The 21,145-nt window shown below is 63.5% G+C and carries 20 protein-coding genes and 4 tRNA genes; 10 read left to right on the top strand and 14 right to left on the bottom strand.

The annotated features are described in order from the left end of the window. Positions 1-11: 11 nt before the first annotated feature. From clpX to H4V95_RS07880, 5 genes are all read right to left on the bottom strand, one after another. On the bottom strand, positions 12-1,304 hold the full coding sequence (gene clpX, locus H4V95_RS07900) for an ATP-dependent Clp protease ATP-binding subunit ClpX (RefSeq protein WP_196866497.1): 1,293 nt from the start codon (positions 1,302-1,304) through the stop codon (positions 12-14). Positions 1,305-1,465: 161 nt separating this feature from the next. After that, complete coding sequence (locus tag H4V95_RS07895; protein ID WP_171587068.1) at positions 1,466-2,140, bottom strand: ATP-dependent Clp protease proteolytic subunit; 675 nt, start codon at positions 2,138-2,140, stop codon at positions 1,466-1,468. A gap of 52 nt (positions 2,141-2,192) precedes the next feature. Beyond that, positions 2,193-2,789: an ATP-dependent Clp protease proteolytic subunit gene (locus H4V95_RS07890; protein ID WP_024475965.1), complete on the bottom strand. Its 597-nt coding sequence runs from the start codon at positions 2,787-2,789 to the stop codon at positions 2,193-2,195. 233 nt (positions 2,790-3,022) lie between these two features. Continuing rightward, positions 3,023-4,585, bottom strand: coding sequence for a trigger factor (gene tig, locus H4V95_RS07885; RefSeq protein WP_209729777.1), 1,563 nt, complete (start codon positions 4,583-4,585; stop codon positions 3,023-3,025). Positions 4,586-4,672: 87 nt separating this feature from the next. Next, positions 4,673-4,746 (bottom strand) — tRNA-Pro (locus H4V95_RS07880). A 132-nt stretch (positions 4,747-4,878) separates the two neighbouring features. Here H4V95_RS07880 and H4V95_RS07875 point away from each other — a divergent pair. Beyond that, positions 4,879-4,952 (top strand) — tRNA-Gly (locus tag H4V95_RS07875). An 83-nt stretch (positions 4,953-5,035) separates the two neighbouring features. Here the strand turns inward: H4V95_RS07875 and H4V95_RS07870 are convergent. Beyond that, positions 5,036-5,953, bottom strand: a complete 918-nt coding sequence (locus H4V95_RS07870; protein ID WP_209729775.1) for an Fpg/Nei family DNA glycosylase — start codon at positions 5,951-5,953, stop codon at positions 5,036-5,038. Between the two features lie 5 nt (positions 5,954-5,958). Then, the gene (locus H4V95_RS07865) at positions 5,959-6,432 is read right to left on the bottom strand and encodes a ribose-5-phosphate isomerase (RefSeq protein ID WP_209729773.1); all 474 of its coding nucleotides are present in this window, start codon (positions 6,430-6,432) and stop codon (positions 5,959-5,961) included. A gap of 176 nt (positions 6,433-6,608) precedes the next feature. Between H4V95_RS07865 and pepN the strand changes: the two genes are divergently transcribed. Together pepN and H4V95_RS07855 are read left to right on the top strand one after the other, a co-directional pair. After that, complete coding sequence (pepN, locus tag H4V95_RS07860) at positions 6,609-9,161, top strand: aminopeptidase N (protein WP_209729770.1); 2,553 nt, start codon at positions 6,609-6,611, stop codon at positions 9,159-9,161. A 31-nt stretch (positions 9,162-9,192) separates the two neighbouring features. Continuing rightward, positions 9,193-9,687 carry an OsmC family protein gene (locus tag H4V95_RS07855; RefSeq protein ID WP_209729768.1) on the top strand — a complete coding sequence of 165 codons (495 nt, stop codon included), beginning with the start codon at positions 9,193-9,195 and terminating at the stop codon, positions 9,685-9,687. Positions 9,688-9,706: 19 nt separating this feature from the next. Here H4V95_RS07855 and H4V95_RS07850 read toward each other — a convergent pair whose 3' ends face one another. Continuing rightward, complete coding sequence (locus H4V95_RS07850) at positions 9,707-10,690, bottom strand: NAD-dependent epimerase/dehydratase family protein (protein WP_209729766.1); 984 nt, start codon at positions 10,688-10,690, stop codon at positions 9,707-9,709. Positions 10,691-10,784: 94 nt separating this feature from the next. On the opposite strand from H4V95_RS07850, the gene H4V95_RS07845 reads away from it, so the two are divergent. Together H4V95_RS07845 and H4V95_RS07840 are read left to right on the top strand one after the other, a co-directional pair. Then, positions 10,785-11,402, top strand: coding sequence for a mechanosensitive ion channel family protein (locus tag H4V95_RS07845; RefSeq protein ID WP_209729764.1), 618 nt, complete (start codon positions 10,785-10,787; stop codon positions 11,400-11,402). Beyond that, positions 11,399-11,884: a globin gene (locus H4V95_RS07840; protein WP_209729762.1), complete on the top strand. Its 486-nt coding sequence runs from the start codon at positions 11,399-11,401 to the stop codon at positions 11,882-11,884. The genes H4V95_RS07845 and H4V95_RS07840 overlap by 4 nt, the downstream gene beginning before the upstream one ends. Before the next feature lie 25 nt (positions 11,885-11,909). Here H4V95_RS07840 and H4V95_RS07835 read toward each other — a convergent pair whose 3' ends face one another. Continuing rightward, positions 11,910-12,578 carry a hypothetical protein gene (locus H4V95_RS07835; protein WP_312883972.1) on the bottom strand — a complete coding sequence of 223 codons (669 nt, stop codon included), beginning with the start codon at positions 12,576-12,578 and terminating at the stop codon, positions 11,910-11,912. Between the two features lie 3 nt (positions 12,579-12,581). Continuing rightward, the gene (locus H4V95_RS07830; RefSeq protein WP_209729760.1) at positions 12,582-13,064 is read right to left on the bottom strand and encodes a thioesterase family protein; all 483 of its coding nucleotides are present in this window, start codon (positions 13,062-13,064) and stop codon (positions 12,582-12,584) included. 161 nt (positions 13,065-13,225) lie between these two features. Between H4V95_RS07830 and H4V95_RS07825 the strand changes: the two genes are divergently transcribed. Next, the gene (locus tag H4V95_RS07825; RefSeq protein ID WP_209729758.1) at positions 13,226-14,110 is read left to right on the top strand and encodes an acyl-CoA thioesterase II; all 885 of its coding nucleotides are present in this window, start codon (positions 13,226-13,228) and stop codon (positions 14,108-14,110) included. A gap of 107 nt (positions 14,111-14,217) precedes the next feature. Here H4V95_RS07825 and ettA read toward each other — a convergent pair whose 3' ends face one another. Next, positions 14,218-15,900, bottom strand: a complete 1,683-nt coding sequence (gene ettA, locus H4V95_RS07820; RefSeq protein WP_196866508.1) for an energy-dependent translational throttle protein EttA — start codon at positions 15,898-15,900, stop codon at positions 14,218-14,220. A gap of 61 nt (positions 15,901-15,961) precedes the next feature. Further along, complete coding sequence (locus H4V95_RS07815) at positions 15,962-16,546, bottom strand: single-stranded DNA-binding protein (protein ID WP_209729756.1); 585 nt, start codon at positions 16,544-16,546, stop codon at positions 15,962-15,964. Positions 16,547-16,746: 200 nt separating this feature from the next. Here H4V95_RS07815 and H4V95_RS07810 point away from each other — a divergent pair. Beyond that, positions 16,747-16,822: transfer RNA gene (locus H4V95_RS07810), tRNA-Arg, on the top strand. 40 nt (positions 16,823-16,862) lie between these two features. Here H4V95_RS07810 and H4V95_RS07805 read toward each other — a convergent pair. Beyond that, a complete protein-coding gene (locus H4V95_RS07805) occupies positions 16,863-17,273 on the bottom strand; it encodes a DUF3224 domain-containing protein (protein WP_209729753.1) in 411 nt (136 codons plus the stop codon). 55 nt (positions 17,274-17,328) lie between these two features. Then, positions 17,329-18,858, bottom strand: coding sequence for a polyprenol phosphomannose-dependent alpha 1,6 mannosyltransferase MptB (gene mptB, locus H4V95_RS07800; RefSeq protein ID WP_209729751.1), 1,530 nt, complete (start codon positions 18,856-18,858; stop codon positions 17,329-17,331). Between the two features lie 173 nt (positions 18,859-19,031). On the opposite strand from mptB, the gene orn reads away from it, so the two are divergent. The 3 genes from orn to H4V95_RS07785 all read left to right on the top strand — a co-directional run bounded on the left by orn (position 19,032) and on the right by H4V95_RS07785 (position 21,117). Next, a complete protein-coding gene (gene orn, locus H4V95_RS07795) occupies positions 19,032-19,634 on the top strand; it encodes an oligoribonuclease (protein WP_209729749.1) in 603 nt (200 codons plus the stop codon). Between the two features lie 137 nt (positions 19,635-19,771). After that, positions 19,772-19,847, top strand: a tRNA-His gene (locus tag H4V95_RS07790). 115 nt (positions 19,848-19,962) lie between these two features. After that, complete coding sequence (locus tag H4V95_RS07785; RefSeq protein WP_209729747.1) at positions 19,963-21,117, top strand: acyl-CoA dehydrogenase family protein; 1,155 nt, start codon at positions 19,963-19,965, stop codon at positions 21,115-21,117. Positions 21,118-21,145: the final 28 nt, after the last annotated feature.

The raw sequence follows: 21,145 nt of genomic DNA, 5'->3' as shown, positions 1-21,145 counted from the left end.
AAAATCCGGCGCTAGGCCGACTTGTTGCGGCGCTTCGCGACGACGTCGTGCGAGATCAGGGTTGGCTCGGCCTTCTTGCCAACCACATCCTCGGTGATGACGACCGTGGCGATGTCGTCCCGGCTTGGCAGGTCGAACATGACCGGCTGGAGGACTTCCTCCATGATGGCCCGCAGCCCGCGTGCGCCAGTACCCCGTTCAAGAGCCTGGTTGGCTATTGCCTCCAGGGCCTTTGGCTCGAACGTGAGCTCGACGCCGTCGAGCAGGAACATCTTCTGGAACTGCTTGATCAGCGCGTTCTTGGGTTCAGTGAGGATCTGCATCAGCGACTTCTGGTCCAGACTGGTGACCGTGGTGATCACCGGCAGGCGTCCAATGAACTCGGGGATCAGGCCGAACTTCAGCAGATCCTCGGGCATGACGTCGCCGTAGCTGACTTCTTCACTCTTCAGGGAACTGAGCGGGGCACCGAACCCGATGCCTTTGCGTCCTGCCCGGGAACCGATGATCTCCTCCAGGCCCGCGAAGGCCCCGGCAACGATGAACAGCACGTTGGTGGTGTCGATCTGAATGAATTCCTGGTGCGGGTGCTTGCGGCCGCCCTGCGGGGGTACTGACGCGACGGTGCCCTCAAGGATCTTCAGGAGCGCCTGCTGCACGCCCTCACCAGAGACGTCGCGCGTGATGGAAGGGTTCTCGCTCTTACGGGAGATCTTGTCGATCTCATCGATGTAGATGATGCCCTGTTCGGCCTTCTTGACGTCATAGTCAGCCGCCTGGATGAGCTTCAGGAGGATGTTCTCGACATCCTCGCCCACATAACCGGCCTCGGTCAGGGCTGTTGCGTCGGCGACAGCAAAGGGCACGTTCAGCCGGCGGGCGAGAGTCTGCGCCAGGTAGGTCTTGCCACAACCGGTGGGCCCGATCAGCAGGATGTTCGACTTGGCGATCTCCACGTCCTCGGTGGGCACCGCGTCCGAGAGGTTTCCGGTGCTCCTGGGGGTGTGACCGGACTGGATTCGCTTGTAGTGGTTATAGACGGCGACGGCGAGGGAGCGTTTCGCTGGTTCCTGGCCGATGACGTATTCCTGCAGGAAGTCGAAGATCTCACGGGGTTTGGGGAGTTCGAAGGTACCGAGGTCCGCAACCTCGGACAGTTCTTCCTCGATGATTTCGTTGCAGAGGTCGATGCATTCATCGCAGATGTAAACGCCGGGTCCGGCAATGAGTTTCCGGACCTGCTTCTGGCTTTTCCCACAGAAAGAGCACTTAAGCAGATCTGTGCTCTCACCAATGCGAGCCATGTGTCAGTCCCCTTACGTGGATCTGTTGAATAGACAGCGTATTCTCCGGGCAGGCCCGGTCACGCTACCTTCGAGTCTAGGACAATCGGGACGGGTAATCAGCACAAAAAGGCCCGTGGTGCGATTGTGTCGCATCACGGGCCCGGTCCCGGGAAAGGACGTTACGGTTTGTTGATCTTCGGAGGTGTCATCTTGCGGGAGGTAAGGACCTCGTCCACCAGACCGTACGCCTTCGCGTCGGCGGCGGTGAGGATCTTGTCCCGCTCGATGTCGATGTTCACCTGCTCCGAGCTCTTGCCACTGTGCAGTGCCAGGGTGTCCTCGAGCCACGTGCGCATGCGCATGACCTCGTTGGCCTGGATTTCCAGGTCCGATGCCTGTCCGCCCTGTCCTCCGCCGAGTGCCGGCTGGTGGATCAGGACGCGGGCGTTGGGCAGTGCGAGCCGCTTGCCCGGGGCTCCTGCTGCCAGCAGTACGGCTGCCGCGCTGGCTGCCTGACCGAGGCAGACAGTTTGGATTTCGGGCCGGATGAACTGCATGGTGTCGTAGATCGCCGTCATGGCGGTGAACGAACCACCTGGGGAGTTGATGTAGAGCGTGATGTCCCGCTCCGGGTCGGTGGACTCGAGCACCAGCAACTGGGCCATGACGTCATCAGCTGAAGCGTCGTCGACCTGGACGCCGAGGAAGATGATGCGGTCCTCGAACAGCTTGGTGTACGGATCCTGGCGCTTGAAACCGTAGGGGGTGCGCTCCTCGAACTGAGGAAGGACGTAGCGGTTGGACGGCATCTGGGGTGCGGCGCCGCCTGCTGCGGCTCCAAAATTGTGGTTCATGGTGTCTCCTGGGGTGGTCTCTGCTGTGGTCGGTAGGGGCAGGCCGCAGCGGTTAGTCGCGCTGCGTGCCGCCGCCGCCGGATACCGTGTTGGCGTGTGCAGCGATCTTGTCGAAGAAGCCGTACTCGAGACCCTCCTGGGCGGTGAACCACTTGTCGCGGTCGTTGTCCTTGAGGATCTTCTCGACGGTCTGGCCGGTCTGCTCGGCGGTCAGCTCAGCCATCACACGCTTCATGTGAAGAATCAGTTCGGCCTGGATCCGGATGTCGGAGGCGGTGCCACCGATTCCACCTGACGGCTGGTGCATCAGCACGCGGGCGTGAGGGGTCGCGTACCGCTTGCCCTTGGTGCCCGAGGAGAGGAGGAACTGTCCCATCGATGCGGCAAGCCCGGTGGCGACGGTGACGACGTCGTTGGGGATGAACTGCATCGTGTCGTAGATCGCCATCCCCGCGGTGACGGATCCGCCCGGCGAGTTGATGTACAGGAAGATGTCCTTGTCCGGGTCTTCAGCGGACAGAAGCAGCAACTGCGAGCAGATGGCATTGGCGTTGTCATCCCGGACCTCGGAGCCGAGCCAGATGATGCGCTCCTTCAGGAGCCGGTTATAGATGTAGTCGTCCCGGCCCGCGGGGTCTACGGTTGCCATGGTCGGCGTGGTGGGTTCGATTGCCATTGGAAGTTAGCCTCTCACTCTGGTTGGTCTGCCGAGTGTCGGCAGCCGACCGTTTGTCTCTCATTGGACAGTAACTTGTTTCGAGGCCCGTTTTATCCCGGCGCGGAGGCTGTTCGCTGACGGCGCACGATTGCGGCGGGCAACGGGCTTTAACGGCTGAGGGCCGCTTCCCGGCAGGGAAACGGCCCTCAGACACGCATGATTGACTAGGCCTTGGCGGACTCTTCGTCGGCTGCTGGCTTGGCCTTCGCGGCAGCCTTCTTCGGTGCTGCCTTCTTGGCTGCAGGCGCCTTGGCGGCAGCCGTCTTCGCTGCCGGCTTCTTCTCGGCGGCAGGCTTCTTTTCTGCTGCAGGCTTCTTGGCCGCTGGCTTCTTGGCTGCTGGCTTCTTGGCTGCTGGATTCTTGGCCGCAGGCTTCTTCTCGGCGGGAGCCTCGTCGTCGGCGGGAGCGTCGGACGGCACCTCGTCTGCTTCGTCGCCGGGGCGAACGAATTCGCTCAGGTCGACGACCGAGCCGGAGCTGTCCTTGACCACTGCGAGTTCGAGGACCTTGGCCAGTGCCTTGCGGCGACGGACTTCTCCGACAATCATCGGAACCTGGCCGCTCTGGTCCAGCATCTGGGCGAACTGGTTCGGCTCCATGCCGTACTGGCCCGCGGTCGACACGATGTAGTCGATCAGCTCGGGCTGGCTGACACCGATTTCTTCCTTCTCGGCAATCGCGTCGAGGATCATTTCGTTGCGGAACGCCTGCTCGGTGTTTTCGCGGATCTCGGTGCGGTGCGCTTCGGTGTCGTGACCCTCAGCGTTAGCGTGGGCGTTCTCACCGGTGAAGTGCTGCTCCAGCTGATCTTCGATGAACGCCGCAGGAACGGGGACCTCGATCAGCTCGATGAGCTTTTCGAGGACCAGGTCGCGTGCTTCAACGCCCTGCTCGGTCACCTTCTCCTCGGCTGCCCGCTTGGTCAGGTCTTCGCGGAGCTCAGCGATGGTGTCGAATTCGCTGGCCAACTGGGCGAAATCGTCGTTGGCCTCAGGGAGTTCGCGTTCCTTGACTGCCGTGACCTCTACCTTGACCTGCGCCTTGGCACCAGCGTTGTCGCCGCGGGCCAGGGTGGTCTCGAAGATGGCGTCTTCGTTGGCGCTCAGTCCCGTGACGGCCTCGTCCATGCCTTCAAGCATGGTTCCGGAACCGATCTGGTAGGAGACGTCCTGGGCGGCGTCGACCTGCTCGCCATCGACGGTTGCCACCAGGTTCAGGGTGAGGAAGTCGCCGTCGGCTGCTGGGCGGTCCACCGCGGTGAGGGTGCCGAACCGGCCGCGCAGCTCGTCCAGAGCCTTGTCGACGTCGGCGTCGGAAGCCTCAGCTGCTTCAACAGTTACTTCAAGACCCGAGTACTCGGGAAGGGTGATCTCCGGGCGGACATCCAGCTCGACGGTGAACAGGAGCTGTCCATCCTTGGCGGCGGGGTCCGGCACTTCGGTGATCTCAACCTCAGGGCGGGTCAGGGGCCGGATTCCGGTTTCCTGAACAGCGCTCTGGTAGAAGTCATTCAGACCGTCGTTGATGGCGGTCTCGATGACGTAGCCGCGGCCCACACGCTGGTCAATCAGCTGGTTGGGAACGCGACCCTTACGGAAGCCCGGAACCTGGACCTGCGCGGAGATGGTCTTGTAAGCCGCATCAATGTTCGGCTTCAGCTCCTCGAAAGGAACTTCAACATTGAGCTTCACTCGCGTGGGAGTGAGGTTTTCGACAGCGCTCTTCACGACGTAGTACTCCTGAATGATTGAAGATGTTTGACCACACGGCGTCCGTGGAATTACCGGAACGGCATCCGCGGCGATAATGCAGAGTCGGGGTGACAGGAGTTGAACCTGCGACTTCCTGCTCCCAAAGCAGGCGCTCTACCAAGCTGAGCTACACCCCGTAAGTGCAGCCATTAGTCTACGTAACTTTTGCCCCAGTTGCACATTTGGCTAAATGGCCTTGCCTGTGGTGTAGTTATAGGCGTTCCGACGGTCTGAGCAGCTGAAGCAGTGAAGGATTAGCTCGGATTCTTGGGGATGTAGCTTAGTGGTAAAGCCTCAGTCTTCCAAACTGATGATGCGGGTTCGATTCCCGTCATCCCCTCCAGAGACAAACGAAAAGCACCAGCCTCACGGCGGGTGCTTTTCTCGTTAACTGGGTTTTCTCGTTAGCTGATGTGCTGGCTACACCTACTGAGCCTGACAGTCTGGGCACCAGTAGAGCTTGCGCGCGGCCAGGTCCGCCAGCGCCACGGGGGTGCCGCAGCGCCGGCAGGGCAGCCCGGCCCGTCCGTAGACATAGTGAGCGTCCTCACGCTTCACCCGTGTTGCTTTCGAACCACGGTCGACAGGCAGGGTGGTGATGATCCTTCCGTCCCGCACCCCGTCACGCATGATCTGCCCAATGTCCTGCCACAGCGCTGACGCCTCCGCAGCACTGACTGACTTCCCGGGGAGCCTGGGGTTGAGCTTCCGCCTGAACAGGGCTTCGGCGCGATAAATGTTTCCCACCCCGGCGATCACCGCCTGGTTCATCAACAGCAATCCCACCGGGCTTGCGCTCTTGCGCACCCCGGCTGTGAAGCGCGCGGCGTCGTCTCCGGTCGTATCGTCGTGCAACGGATCGGGCCCCAGCCGGTCGATGACGGCGTCGCGTTCCGGGCCGGTGATGACCTCGCACGCTGTGGGACCACGCAGATCCGCCCAGCCGGAGTCGCTGGCAAGGCGCAGCCGGACCGCTCCCACGGGGTCCGGGGGCCCGGTGTAGGCGGCATCGGGGGTCCCATCGATTTCCCGCTCCCCCACCCTGCGAGGCGCGCCGATGCTTGAGGCGCCCATGAAAGACCGGTCCCCACCGAAGCTCCATGCCCCGTACAGGCCCAGGTGTACCCGCAGGAAAATCGGCGGCGTGTGACTGTCGTGCGGGGCGTCCGCGAACTCGACGAACAGTTGCTTGCCGTGAGCAGCCGCGCCCATCAGCACGCGGCCGTTCAGCCCGGCCGCGCCGGCAGCGAACCGGCCCTGCGGGCTTGAGGCCGCCAGTCGCTGACCGCCGAACACCGACGAAAGCTGTGACGCCAGCCGGTGAATCGAATGGCCTTCGGGCATACCCGCTACCCCCCGACGCTGCCGGTGGTCTCGTAGGCAGCGATCTGCCCGATCCGGCGAACATGACGTTCCGCCTCGCTGAACGGCTCGGCGAGGAAGGCCTCGATGATGCCGGTTGCCTCCTCAACCGAGTGCTGCCGTCCCCCCACGGCCACCACGTTGGCGTCGTTGTGTTGCCGGGCCAGCTTCGCGGTATCCAGGTTCCAGGCCAGTGCGGCACGCACGCCGCGCACCTTGTTGGCTGCCATCTGTTCCCCGTTGCCGGATCCGCCCAGCACTATCCCCAACGCATCGCGCCCCGCCTGCTGGTCAATGACCACTGCCTGTGCGGCGTTGATGCAGAATCCGGGGTAGTCGTCCTCGGCGTCGTACATTTGCGGCCCGTGGTCGATGACCTCGTAGCCGGAGCGGCGCAGGTGGTCGATCAGGTGGGCGCTGAGCTCCATGCCAGCGTGGTCAGTGGCGATATGAACGCGCATGAAAATTCCGTTTCGAGTGTGGTGTGTGGTTGCCCTCAAGGGTACTTGTTCGGTGGGTGTGCGCGATGGTCGTGGCTGGTGAAACAATGACAGTGCTGCGTAAGCTGCATCACAGAACGCGCCCGCCACCCACAGGGCATTCCCCATGTTTCCCGAAAGGCTCCACCTTGCCAGGCATGAATCTGACCCGCGACGAGGCACGAGCCCGCGCCGAACTGCTCAGCGTCACCTCCTATGACATCAATCTGGACCTCACCCGCGGGGACACCGTTTTCGAATCTCGGACCGTTGTGCGGTTCACGGGTACCCAGGGAGCCTCGACCTTCATCGACGCGGTAACCAACGCCGTCTCGCAGGTGACGCTGAACGGCGTCGACCTCGATCCCGCAGAGGTTTCCGACGGCGTTCGCATCCAGCTACCCACCCTCGCTGCGACGAACGAGCTGGTCGTCGTCGCCGAGATGCTCTACATGAATACCGGAGAGGGTCTGCACCGCTTCGTCGACCCGGTGGACAACGAGGTTTACCTCTATACCCAGTTCGAGGTACCCGATTCACGGCGGGTATTCCCTGTCTTCGAGCAGCCCGATCTGAAGGCAACGTTCCGTTTCACTGTCACGGCCCCGTCGCACTGGGATGTCATCTCCAATTCGCCCACCCCCGAGCCCGTGGCTGCCGGTTCGGCCGATGACGGCGGAGCGACGTCCACCTGGTCCTTCGATCCAACCGGCGTCCTGTCCTCCTACGTCACGGCCCTGATCGCGGGCCCGTACCAGTCCGTCCGCAGTGAGCTCACCAGCTCGGACGGCCGCGTCATCCCGCTGGGTGTTTTCGCACGAAAATCACTGATGCAGCACCTCGACGCGGAGAACGTCTTCGACCTGACGCGGCAGGGTTTCACCTTCTTCGAGGAGCAGTTCGGTACGCCCTACCCCTTCCCCAAATACGACCAGCTCTTTGTTCCCGAGTTCAACGCCGGGGCGATGGAAAACGCCGGAGCGGTCACGCTTGTTGAAAGCTACGTCTTCAGGTCCCGGGTTACCGACGCCACCGTCGAGCGCAGGGCGATCACCATCTTGCACGAGCTGGCGCACATGTGGTTTGGCGACCTGGTGACCATGCGGTGGTGGAACGACCTCTGGTTGAACGAGTCCTTCGCCGAGTTCATGTCCACGCTCGCCGCCTCCGAGGCGACCGAGTTCAAGCAGTCCTGGACCACCTTCGCGTCGCTGGAAAAGGCCTGGGCTTACCGCCAGGATCAGCTCCCGTCCACCCACCCGATCGTCGCCGAGATCAATGACCTGGAAGACGTTCAGGTCAACTTCGACGGCATCACCTACGCGAAGGGTGCCTCGGTGCTCAAGCAGCTGGTGGCCTGGGTGGGCCAGGACAAGTTCATGGAGGGGGTGAGGGAGTACTTCGGGAAGCATTCCTGGAAGAACACGGAACTGGTGGACCTGCTGTCCGAACTGGAGGCAGCCAGCGGCCGTGATCTGAAGGAATGGTCGTCGCTGTGGCTGGAGACTGCGGGAGTGAACACCCTCCGCCCCGACATCGAGACCGACGACGGCGGCGTGATCACCAGCTTCGCTGTGCTTCAGTCCGCAGTGGCCGACTACCCCACGATCCGCCCGCACCGCCTGGCGATCGGGTTCTACACCCTGGATGGCGCAGGGAAGCTGCAGCGCACCGACCGGGTGGAGCTCGACGTCGACGGCGAACGCACCGACGTGGCGGAGCTGGTGGGCCGGTCCCGTCCGGACCTGGTGCTGCTGAACGACGACGATCTTGCCTACGCGAAGATCCGCCTGGACGAGGTGTCACTGCTGACCGCGACCCGTCATCTGAAGGATTTCAACGACTCGCTCCCCCGCACCCTGGTCTGGGCGTCGGCCTGGGACGCGGCGCGGGATGGGGAGACCCCCGCACGGAACTATGTCGAGTTGATCCTTCAGAACATCGCCTCCGAGTCCGACTCGTCGGTGGTGTTGGTGCTGTTGCGCCAGCTGGCGACCACGCTCGCGTTTTACGTCAATCCCGCGGACCGCTCCGCGATGACCGTCACGGCGGCGGAGAGCCTCTGGGAGCTGGCACGCGGAGCTGACGCCGGATCGGATTCGCAGTTGCAGTTCATCAAGGCATTTGCGGGCCATGCGCAGACCGACGCCCACCTGGACACCGTGGAGGCCATCTTCTCCGGTTCGCTGGTCCCGGAGGGGTTGGAAATCGATGCCGATCTCCGCTGGGAACTTGTCACCTCGCTGGTGGCGGGCGGCCGGTTCGGGCAGTCCGACATCGACGCGGAGCTTGAGCGCGATGCGACGGCGACCGGCCAGCTCGCGGCGGCACAGGCCAAGGCGGCCATCCCGACGGCTGAGGCCAAGGCGGATGCCTGGCGCAGTATCGTTGAACAGTCCGATCTGCCCAACGCTGCGCAGCGCTCGGCGATCACCGGTTTCATGAGGGTCCACGATCCTGAGCTCCTAGCACCCTACGTGGACAAGTTCTTCGCTGCAGCCCCGGAGGTCTGGGCCAGCCGCACCCATGAGATCGCCCAGCAGATCATTGTGGGCCTGTACCCGTCGAGGCTGAACACCCAGGACACCCTGGCTAAATCGATGGCTTTTCTGTCCACGCTCGACGCCGACAGCACCTCGCTTCGACGGCTGGTGGTGGAGAGCCAGGACGGGATTGTCCGGGCCTTGAAAGCGCAGGCCGTCGACCGGTAAAAACGGGTGGGTTCGGGTGTAGCTTTGAGCCATGAACCTCTCCGAGCACCACTATCGGGTCAACACCATCTGGACGGGTAACCGCGGCGAAGGCACTCGCTCCTACCGCGGTTACGGTCGGGAAAATGAGGTCTCAGCTAAGGGTCCGCCGTTGCTTCTGGGCACGGCGGACCCCACGTTTCATGGGGACGAGGACCGCTGGAACCCGGAGCAACTGCTGCTCGCCGCGCTCTCCCAGTGCCATCTGCTCGCGTACCTTCACATGGCGGTGAAACACGGCGTGGTGGTGACGGCGTACGAGGATACCGCTGTCGGAACCATGCGCCTGAACGCTGACGGCAGCGGGGAGTTCCTCAGTGTCACTCTCAAACCCCGGGTGACAATCACCGACCAGTTGATGAAATACACGGCACAGTCCATCCACCGTGAGGCCGCTGCGTCCTGTTTCATCGCGCGGTCGGTCAATTTTCCGGTCAACCACGAGCCAGTGGTGATGATTGCCGAGGACGCCCAGGAGCACGCCTAGGGCGTTGCTGGTCCGGCAGTCACTTGTCCGGTAGCTGCGCGAGCAGCTTTTCCTCAGTGTCTGGGGTCAGCCCCGACTTCCGCTCCCGGCTAAGCCCCCGCCGTCGTTCATCCTCCAGCACCCGCTGGATCGTCTCGTCAACGGGTCGCTGGGACAGACCCTCGGCCAGGGCAGCCGCAGCCGATCGGGAGGCGAACCCTGCATAGCCTTCCGGCAACCAGTGGGGCAGGGAATCCGGGCCAGCCCAGTAGGCGAAGCCGTGCTCCGTCAACCAGTCCGGATCCACCCACCGGATCATGCCCTCGAAGCCGACCTGGGACGCTGTCCGGTCCATGAGGTCACCGAACCCGGTGGACGGGCCAACCGTGTTGAATACACCGGTCAGGTTCCGGGCGGCCGCGGTGAGGAGCCATCCGGCGAGGTCGTCCACGTCGATGGTCTGGGTCGAACGTTCACGCATCGCCGGGACGATCACCGTTCCGCCGCGGGCGAGCCGGGCAGGCCAGTAGCCGAACCGGTCGCTGGGGTCTCCCGGGCCGGAGATCAGCCCGGGACGGGCAATCAGGACACCGGCACCGCGATACCTGTGACATAGCTCTTCGCAGGCCACCTTCGCCTCGCCGTATGACTCGCCAGGTGCGGGGATGTCACCGTCGTACGAAGGAAGAAGCGCGGCGCCCTCGTCCGCGCCGGGCACCGAATTGTCGGCGTAAACGGAACAGCTGGAGACATAGATCCAGAAACCTGCCCTGCCGCCCAGTGACCGCAGCGCCTCCTCGACCTGGTAGGGCTGCCACGACACCTCGACCACCACGTCCCAATCCTGATCCACTGCGGCGTAGGGGGTGGGCCCGTCACGGTCAGCCTGGACGAACGCGGCACCCTGCGACGGCATGGACGACGTGCCACGGGCGAGGCAGGTGACGTCGTGGCCGAGATCGAGCGCGAGCTCGGTGATTCGCCGGGAGAGAAATACGGTTCCACCGAGGATCAGGATGCGCATCAGCCCAGCCTACGGCGCTAGCCTAGGAGCAGACACCCTTTCCGCCGTGTGCGGAGAACACACCTCAGCTAGTGAAGGAACCGGTCATCCCCCCATGCAGTCCCCCACAGAGATCGGTCTAGGAGACCAGCTACTGAACGCCGCCATCATCATCGTGGCAGGGCTGGTGTTGTGGCTGGTGGTCCGGTTTGTCATTAATCGCATGGTGCGACGGGTGCGGAGCGGATCCGACCTGTTCAAGAAGCCCCACTTCAAGTGGGCGCAGCCGGTCCTGCGCACGCTTGACCACAAGCGGCGGGTCCAACGCACTGAAACCATCGGCGCGCTGCTCCGCAGCGTGTCGGGACTGACCATCGCAGTGATCGCCATCATGATGGCGCTGCAGGCGCTTGGCGTGAATATCGGACCGATTCTCGCCAGCGTGGGAATTGTGGGTATTGCGATCGGCTTCGGCGCCCGCGAGATCATCAGGGACGCGTTCCTCGGGTTTTTCATCACCCTCGAGGACCAGTATGGAATTGGCGACACCATCGAGATCGGGGACACCGTGGGAGTGGTGCAGTCGGTCGGTCTGCGGATCACCCGGCTGATCGACGGGAACGGGGCCATCTGGTACATCCGCAACGGGGACATCATGAAAGTGGGCAACCGTTCACAGGGCAATTATCTGCCCCCGGTAGCGGCCGACGAACCGACAGGAGAGAAACAATGACCACCCCTGGAAGCCCCGAAGGCATCCCCATCCCGTCCCGGTTCGGTGAGCCGCTGGCCAAACTGACCCCGCTGGGGCCACGTTTCGACCAGCCCGCCTACACCGACAACTTCTATGCGGCGGTGGGCGGTCACCCGACCTTCGTGCAGCTGGTGGACGTCTTCTACGACGGCATCGCGGGTGATGAGCTGCTGCGGCCGATGTACCCGGAGGAAGATCTGGGACCGGCGAAGGAGCGGTTGCTGATTTTTCTGGAGCAGTATTGGGGCGGCCCCAAGACCTATGGTGACCAGCGCGGCCATCCCCGGCTGCGGATGCGGCACATGCCGTTCACCGTGTCGCCGCGGGCACGCGACCACTGGCTCACGCATATGCGCGCGGCGGTCGACTCACTTGACCTGGCGCCCCTGCACGAGGCGACCCTGTGGGATTACCTGGAGCGGGCCGCCCATTCGATGGTCAACTCTGCCGACGAGCGCTAGGACCCGAACCTTGTGAACCGGCCGGTTAAAGGACGGTCGGGATCCGCGATAGCACGTGTCCCCGCGAGGTGCTGATCCTGGTCCATCGTCCGTTGGTGAAAATGGCTGGGCGTTCACCCTTTGCGAGGAACCCCAGGGCGAAGGCGCCGAAGGCTGCTCCCGCGGGCACCTCCACCGGCAGGCCCTCGATGCTGCGGCCCCAGATTGCTCCCCTGGCGCTGTTCACGATCAGGGCACCCGGGTTGTTGGGCACGGTTTCCGCAACTTCCCGGATTCCGGTTCGGGCTGCGGTTTCAACCACGCCGGCGTCCAGGTCCCCGTGGGACTCCCATCCGGCGCGCGGCGGAAGGACTCCCGTCCAGCTTTCGGTGACGGTGGTCGGCGGTACCTGCAGCACCACGTCATCCTCAGCCATGCGGGCAAGCCGGTCCGACACCGATGCCAGTGCCACCGTTACGTCCACCTGGGCGGGGGCGTTCAGCGGCATGGTCCGCAGTCCCAGGACCGTCGGAGTGGCTTCGCCCAGGATCCGTGGGCGAAGGATGCAGATGTAGGCGGCGAGGACGCTGCCGGCGGCCTGCAACCTGACGGCGCCATCCTCGGCGGCCCGCGCGCGGGCAATGAAAGTGCGCAGGTCAGCGACATTCCACTGATCGGCGAAGACCAGCTCTGCTGACGGCGAGTGTGGTTCCACCGGTTAGCCGTTCGACCGGCGTCGGAAAGACACTGGTTCGCCGAGCCAGTGCTCGAGCGCGGCGCGCTGCGCGTCGTTGAGTTTCGCTGGCCGGCCGGTGGCCCGGTTGACCAGGATCATGGTGGAGGCCGCGAGGGCGTAGCTAGCCGATCCGTCCGGCTCGGCAATCTGGTAGCCGAGGTCGAAGCTGGAACCACCGACGCCTGTCACCCAGATGCTGATCTCCAGGGGGTCTGGGCGGTAGTTCAGGGGTGCCGAGTACTCGATCTCGTGCCGTGCCACCAGGGTGAAGTGGTCGGGACCGATCAGATCCAGCAGCGTGTCCTGCTCCGCAGCACCGTCGGGAGCCGAGTCCGACAGCGGGTGGTGGATGAACTGCACCCGGGCATCCTCAAGATACTGGAGGAACCGGACATTGTTGACGTGTCCGTAGGAATCTTCGTCGCCGAAGCGGAGCTGAATGGGGAAGCGTTGAATCCGGGTCATGCTGCAATCCTCTCAAACGGTTGTTGCTCCGGCTAACCACAGCCATAATCGTTGGCCGTGTTGAGGGGTGGACTCCGGTGCGTCTAAGGTCAGAGGTACTTTCCGCCGTTCACGCGGCGCGTCAGCCTTCCCTTCCCCGCATCACAAGGAGAACCAGATCCATGGCAGTCGAGTCCCCGGTCGATCCCACCCAAACCCTGGTCGATCTGCTTGATCTGAGCAGCGCTGACGGAGCACAAACCGACGAGGAAATTTTTGTCGGAACCTCTGTGCAGCAGGCAGGGCGGCGGATCTTCGGGGGCCAGGTACTCGCGCAGGCTTTGATCGCTGCGATCCGGACGGTCGAGCCGACCCGTGAGGTCCACTCAATGCACGGCTACTTCCTCCGGGCCGGTGATGCGCTGCAGCCGATCACGTTTGGCGTGCAGCGATTGCGCGACGGGCGCTCCTTCTCGGCGCGCCGAACCCATGCCTACCAGAATGGTGTGCCGATCCTGTCGATGATCGCCTCGTTCCAGGAGCCCGACGACGGGCTCAGCCACCAGGAGCCGATGCCCGAGGGCATGCCGGATCCCGAGACGCTGCCGAGCACTGCCGACCTGTTGGGTGAGATGGACCATCCGCTGGCCAAGGCCTGGTCCTTCGACCGCCCCTTCGACATCCGGCATGTGGACGGCGCGCTCTATGTGCAGCACGAGGGCGATCGGGTGGCGCACAACGCCGTGTGGATGAAGACGTTCGCCCCCATGCCCGCCGACCAGGGACTGCACCGGGCGGCTCTCGCCTATGCCAGCGACTACACGCTGCTGGAATCGATCCTGCGCCAGCACGGGTTGAGCTGGATCACCCCGGGGATGAGTGTCGCGAGCCTGGATCATGCCATGTGGTGGCACCGTCCGGTCCGGGTGGACGAGTGGCTGCTCTACGTGCAGCGCTCCCCCAGCGCGTCGGGAGCCCGCGGCCTGTCCACGGGACAGATCTTCAACCGTGCCGGGGAACTGGTAGCGACCGTCGCCCAGGAGGGAATGGTCCGGGTACCCGACTGATCGTCCGGGTAGGCGAAAGGGCCCGTCCTGCGGTGACCAGTCTGTGGTCACCGCAGGACGCGCCCTTTTTCGTATGCCTGGCTGTGCTGACTGCGGCCGTGTTGGTATTAGTCGCGGGTCAGGCGGCGGTGGGTGACGCGGTGCGGCTTCGCGGCATCAGCGCCGAGGCGCTCCACCTTGTTCTCCTCATAGGATTCGAAGTTGCCCTCAAACCAGTACCACTTGTCCGGATTTTCCTCGGTACCTTCATAGGCGAGGATGTGGGTCACCACCCGGTCGAGGAACCAGCGGTCGTGCGAGACCACCACGGCGCAGCCGGGGAACTCCAGGAGAGCGTTCTCCAGGCTGGAGAGAGTTTCGACGTCGAGGTCGTTGGTCGGTTCGTCGAGCAGCAGCAGGTTTCCGCCCTGTTTGAGGGTCAGCGCCAGGTTCAGCCGGTTGCGCTCACCACCGGAGAGCACTCCGGCACGCTTCTGCTGGTCCGGACCCTTGAACCCGAACGCTGACACGTAGGCACGCGAGGGCATCTCCACCTGGCCGACCTGGATGAAGTCGTGTCCGTTGGAGACGACCTCCCACAGGGTCTTGTCGGGATCGATGCCGCCACGCGACTGGTCAACGTAGGAGATCTTGACCGAATCACCGATGGTCAGTTTTCCGCCGTCGATCGGCTCGAGCCCCACGATGGTCTTGAAGAGCGTGGTCTTGCCGACGCCGTTGGGGCCAATGACGCCGACGATGCCGTTACGGGGCAGCGAGAAGGACAGCCCGTCGATCAGGATCCGGTCGTCGTAGCCCTTCCGCAGGTCGGTCGCTTCGATGACCTGGTTGCCCAGACGTGGGCCGGGCGGGATCTGGATGTCTTCAAAATCGAGTTTTTTGGTGCGCTCGGCTTCAGAAGCCATCTCCTCGTACCGGGCGAGCCGTGCCTTGGACTTGGTCTGGCGGCCCTTGGCGTTGGAGCGAACCCATTCGAGTTCTTCGGTGAGGCGCTTGGACTGCTTCGCGTCCTTCTTGCCCTGCACCTCAAGACGGGCGCGCTTCTTCTCCAGGTAGGTGGAGTAGTTTCCTTCGTAGGGGTAGAGGTGGCCGCGGTCCACTTCGGCGATCCATTGGGCGACGTGGTCCAGGAAGTACCGGTCGTGGGTCACTGCCAGGACAGCGCCAGAGTAACTCTTCAGGTGCTGCTCCAGCCAGAGCACGCTTTCGGCATCGAGGTGGTTGGTGGGCTCATCAAGGAGCAACAGGTCGGGCTTCTGCAGGAGAAGCTTGCAGAGCGCAACGCGGCGCCGTTCACCACCGGACAGGATAGTGACATCGGTTTCGGGCGGTGGGCAGCGCAGGGCGTCCATTGCCTGTTCCAGCTGCGAATCGAGGTCCCACGCGTCTGCGGAGTCAATGGCTTCCTGGAGCTTGCCCATTTCCTCGAGCAGCGTGTCGAAATCTGCGTCGGGGTTGGCCATTTCTTCGGAGATCTCGTTGAACCGCTGGATCTTGCCGTAGATTTCTCCGACGCCTTCCTGCACATTGCCCAGGACGGTTTTTTCCTCATTCAGTGGTGGTTCCTGCAGCAGGATCCCTACCGAGTAGCCGGCGCTGAGCTTTGCTTCGCCGTTGGAGGGGGTATCCAGGCCAGCCATGATTTTCAGGATGGTCGACTTGCCCGAGCCGTTGGGACCCACGACGCCGATCTTCGCGCCGGGGTAGAAGGACATGCTGACGTCGTCGAGGATTACTTTGTCGCCGACAGCCTTGCGTGCCTTGGTCATTGTGTAGATAAATTCCGCCATACCTCAAGGCTAGTCGCTGCACCCACCTATCTCCCATTTGTGTGCGGCAGCCGCCGCGGGACTAAAACGGTGCGTCGGTGAGCTGTCGGGCTGATTGTTCACCCCCGGTCTGGTCGGAATCGCCGGAGGGCTCAGCACCGGAGGAGTCATTCCCCTCAGGAGCCGCCGCATCACCCGGGTCGCCGAATATCTCGCCGGTGTCCCGATCAACATCCGGGTAGTCGACATCCGAGTCGTGGACATCCGGTGGGTCACCAGCGGTTGAAGCCTCGGTGCCCGCGCGGTCCGCGCTGGTCCGGCGAAAGTGCGCCGTGCCCCACATCAGGTCATGTCCTGCAGTGTCCGCATCGATGTCCACGGAGGTGCCGGTTCGCCCGTCCTCACGGATCCAGGGCCGGACCCGCAGCCGCCCGGTGACCACCACCTTGTCCCCTTTCCTGATGCTCACCCCGGCATTGGTGGCAAGCTGGCGGAACATCGACACGGTGTACCAGTTCGTTTGGCCATCCGTCCACGAATTGGTTTGGCGGTCGAAGCGGCGCTCGGTCGAGCACATTCGAAAACTCGCGTAGGCGAGGCCGCTCACGGCGACTCCCGATTTAACGTCGGTGGCCACATAGCCGCGGACGGTGATGCTGTCGCTCATCGAATTCCCCTTCAGCAAAGGTGTGCGCTGGCGGGTATGCCAGCAGACACTATTTCACCGGTACCGGGGTTTCGGAGGGAGCCGCGACAGCCCTATGTGGACAACCTGAGGGGAGGAACCCGGTGTGGAGGGAGAGTCGCCGACTGGCGTTCGTCCAACTTGACGATAAACTTGCGGTGGCGTGGAGATATCCGCCGTCGGCCCCCGTAGCTCAATGGATAGAGCAACGGCCTTCTAATCCGTAGGTTGCGCGTTCGAGTCGCGCCGGGGGCACCAGAATTATGCCGGTGGATGACAGCCAGGAGTCGTGCGGACTCTAGTCTCCGAAGGTGACTTTGAGCTCAAGGTGGTGCTGGCCAGCGGCGTCCTGGGAGTAGACGGCCTTCCCGGAGATTCCCTTCAGGCCATCGGTCCCCGATCCCGGAATGATGTGGCCCGAACTGGCGGCGGCGGTACCCTCAGCGATCCCCCAGTGCTGCACGATCATGGTGCCGTCCCTGCCATCCACCGAACCGGTGAATACCTCGGAGGCAACGTAGCCGGCACCGTAGTCGTTGCCCGCCATCAGCAGCTCTGCTGAACTGGTTCCGACAAGGCCGCCGCTGAAGACTTTCGTGGCGCTCACCTTGGTCAGTTCACTCGAGGAGCCTGGCGCTGAGTAGGGTTCCGGGCTCCAGACAGAGATCTCGAATTCGCCGCTGAAGATGTGTTCTGTGGAGTCGGTCATCGTCCAAGTATCGCCGGTTCGGGCCCAGAAAGCATGTTGGACCGGCCAGCGACCGCTAGTGTAGCCCGCCCACCACCGGCTCCTCGTACCGTTTCCGGAATAGGATTTTGGTCTTCGGATCAACAAAAACCAGGTACAGGGCAAAGCCCAGCGCGACGACCGCTGCCACCTGCCGTGCCACCGTCAGACTCAGCTCGAAGTAGGGAAAAATGTCCAGCTGATCCGAAATGGCATAGATCATGAAAAAGGACACGAGGAAGTAGAGGGTTTTGACCTGCCAGTCGTTGCGAATGCCGGTGACTGCGAACAACGGGATCAGCCAGACCACGTACCAGGACTGAATCATGGGGGCGAGGAAGACGATCGCGGCGAAGGCCAGAGCCAGTCGGCGGACCAGCCTGCTGTGCTCCCCCGTGAACATCAGCCAGCCGATGATCGCCAGCGCCACCAGCCGGCCGATCAAATACACCACCTCGGCGAAGGCCTGGCCGTCGAGCCCCACGGCATTCCCCAGGATCATGACGATCATGCCCAGGAAACCGATCGGCGCGTACCAGATCCAGACGCTGCCGGGGGTGCTCAGCGCACCGACCCACCCGAAACCGAAGCCGTTGATCAGTCCCATCACCCACAGAATGCCGAAGGAGATCCCCGCAGTGAGCGCCCAATAGAGGAACTTCCGCCGCCAGCTTGCCCCCTTGCCGGCCCACATCAGGCCGATGAACGGAAGGAAGATCAGGGTGATGGGTTTGATCGCAACCGACAGCGTGACCATGAGCACCGCCCGCCAGGGCTTTTGGGTTGCGGCGAGGTACAGGCCGGAGAGTGCGAGACCGATCATCAGCGCATCGTTATGGATGCTGGCAATGAAATTGATCAGGAAGAGCGGGTTCGCGGCGGTAAGCCAGAGCGCCCGGTTGGGGTTAACACCGTGCAGTTCCGCGAGCTTGGGCACGTAATAGACGCACATCACCACACCGACAATCGCGATGAGCCGGAACAGGAGCACCGAGAAGTCGGGTTGCCCGTTGGTGATGCCCACCACCAGGGCCTCAATCCAGAGGAACACCGGTCCGTACGGGGTGGGACTCTGCGCCCACAAGTCGTCCGCCCCGATTTGCAGGTAGTTGGAGATCTGCGAGTAACCGTCGACGTAGGGGTTCAGCCCGGAGAGGACCACCTGCCCCTGGGCGATATAGGCGAACACGTCCCGGCTGAACAACGGCAAGGCCAGGCACATCGGGGCGCCCCAGGCGATCACGGCGCGAAGAATCACTGGCCGGGATTCCGGGCCCCACCCGTGCAGCCGCTGACCGAGCCGCAGCCAGGACCTCACCAGGAGCATCCCACCGAGCGCCAGGATCAGGACCGATACCACCGCCCCGGCCGGTTCGAACCGCATCCACATGATGATGGGAATCCTGCGCAACTCCACCGATGCCAGCGACAGCCAGCCCACCCCGTAGGACCCGATCATCATCAGCAGGGACCCGATGAATCCCTGGATGACTGCCACGTTTGGTCGGCCAGCCAAAGCTGCGTCCGTCCGGGGCTGCGAGGCGTCCGCTGGCACCTGGGCGGTCATCTGCTGTTATCCAATCCTCGGTGGAACACGAAACTTCTGCACTTCTGACCGGGCAGACTGGCTAGATATTAGCATCGCCCCCTGTGCCGGGGCCGGTAACGCCGCGCACCGGGACGCGGGGTCTCCGCGGGGTACGACGTCGGCCGAGCCGGGAGGCGCGGTACATTTGGGAGGTGCCGATATCTAATGAACACATTGTCTGGATCGACTGCGAGATGACGGGGCTTGACCTCGAGGCTGACGCACTGATCGAAGTTGCTGTCCTCGTGACGGATTCCGAGCTGAACATCCTGGGTGACGGTGTCGACGTCGTTATCAAGCCCGATGACGCAGCCCTGGAGCAGATGGGCGACTTTGTGCGCGACATGCACACCACGTCGGGCCTGCTGACCGAACTCCCCCAGGGCATCAGCATGAAGGAAGCCGAAGCAGAGGTGCTCAGCTACATCATGAAATGGGTCCCCGACCCCCGGAAGGCCCAGTTGGGCGGCAACTCGGTCGGGACCGACCGCTCGTTCCTCGCCCGCGACATGCCGGCCGTGATTGAGCACCTGCACTACCGGGTCATCGACGTATCGACCATCAAGGAACTCGCCCGGCGATGGTTCACCCGCGCGTACTTCCAGTCCCCCGCCAAGAGCGGCGGGCACCGGGCGCTCGGGGATATTCGCGATTCCATCCGTGAGTTGCGTTACTACCGGGAGTCCGTTTTCGTTCCCAGCCCCGGCCCGGATTCAGCGACCAGCAAGGCGATCGCCGGGTCCCTGGCCGACTGACCCAGCGGTCGCGACGCCGCCGCGTAGCCCCGGTGGCGAAGGCCCGGCAAAAATTGTGTAGACTTGTATGCGCTGCCTTTTGTAGGTGACACTCCCGCAGGAACGAACTGCAGGACTGACATTTCGTAAGGCACATGGTGGGTATAGCTCAGTTGGCAGAGCGCCTGGTTGTGGTCCAGGAGGTCGCGGGTTCAAGCCCCGTTACTCACCCCAAGTAGGTCGAAAGATGACCTCGGAAGGCCGCCCCTGAATAACTTCGGGGGCGGCCTTACCTGTAGGACCCAGGCCGGGGACAGCCGGCGTTGAATCACCGTGGAGGTTGAACCGCATGGAACGCACAGTGTTCGAAGAAGACCATCTGCTGTTCCGTGAAGTCGCGGCCGAGTTCACCTCCCGGGAGGTGTCGCCGCACTACGCCCAGTGGGATCAGGACCACCTCATGCCCCGCACCCTGTGGACGGCAGCCGGTGAGCAGGGACTGTTGGGCCTGGCTGTGCCCGAGGAATTCGGCGGCGCGGGTATGCCCGACTACCGGTTCCGCGCCGTCATGGACGAGGAGTTCGCGAAGACCAACCACCTGGCCGTCGGTCTGGCTTTCCACCTCCACGACGACATGGTGCTCCCCCACCTGCTCGCCTACGGCAGCGATGATCATAAGTCGCGCTGGCTTCCCGGAATGGTGAGCGGCGAACGGGTGACCAGCGTGGCCTGGACCGAACCGGGAGCGGGCAGCGACCTCCGCGGGATCAGGACCAAGGCCGTGCGCGACGGCGATGACTGGCTGATCTCCGGGCAGAAGACCTTCATCGGCAACGGCATCAGCGGTGACGCCTCACTGGTGATGGCCCGCACCGACGGCAGCACGGGCAGGGGCGGCGCCGACTCCTTCTCACTCTTCATGGTCGAAAAGGGTGATGGGTACAACACCGGCAAGCAGCTCGACAAGATGGGCCTCAAAGCCTCTGACACTGCCGAACTGTTCTTCGACAGTGTCCGGGTGAGCGGCGACAACCTGGTGGGCGAGCTCGGTCACGGACTCCGCTATGCCCACGAACAACTGCCGCAGGGTCGGCTCGCGATCGCCGTTGCCGCGTCGGCTGTCTCCCGCGCCATCTATGAGGCCACCGTCACGTACACCAAGGAGCGCAACGCGTTCGGGGAACGGATCATCGACTTCCAGAACACCCGTTTCCAGCTCGCTGACATCCTCACCGAGGTGGAGGTCACCGAAACCTACGTCGACCAGGCGATGCTCGCTTTCAACGCGGGCACCCTTGATGCCGCTGCCGCCGCACGGGTCAAGCTGTGGGCCAGCGAACGCGCCACCTCGATCACCGACCGCTGCCTCCAGCTGCACGGCGGCTATGGCTACATCCTGGAATACCCGGTTGCCCAGGCGTTCCTGGCCACCCGGTTGCTCACCATCTTCGGCGGCACCAGCGAGATCATGCGCGACGTCGTCGGCCGCCACATCGCCGGCTGACACACCTGCCGCTAGCCGAACTTCCACC

It is taken from the genome of Arthrobacter sp. CAN_C5 (genome assembly GCF_017875735.1).
Taxonomy (GTDB): domain Bacteria; phylum Actinomycetota; class Actinomycetes; order Actinomycetales; family Micrococcaceae; genus Arthrobacter_D.
Note: the sequence above shows the minus strand (reverse complement) of the source record. Positions and strands in the feature narration are given on the sequence as shown.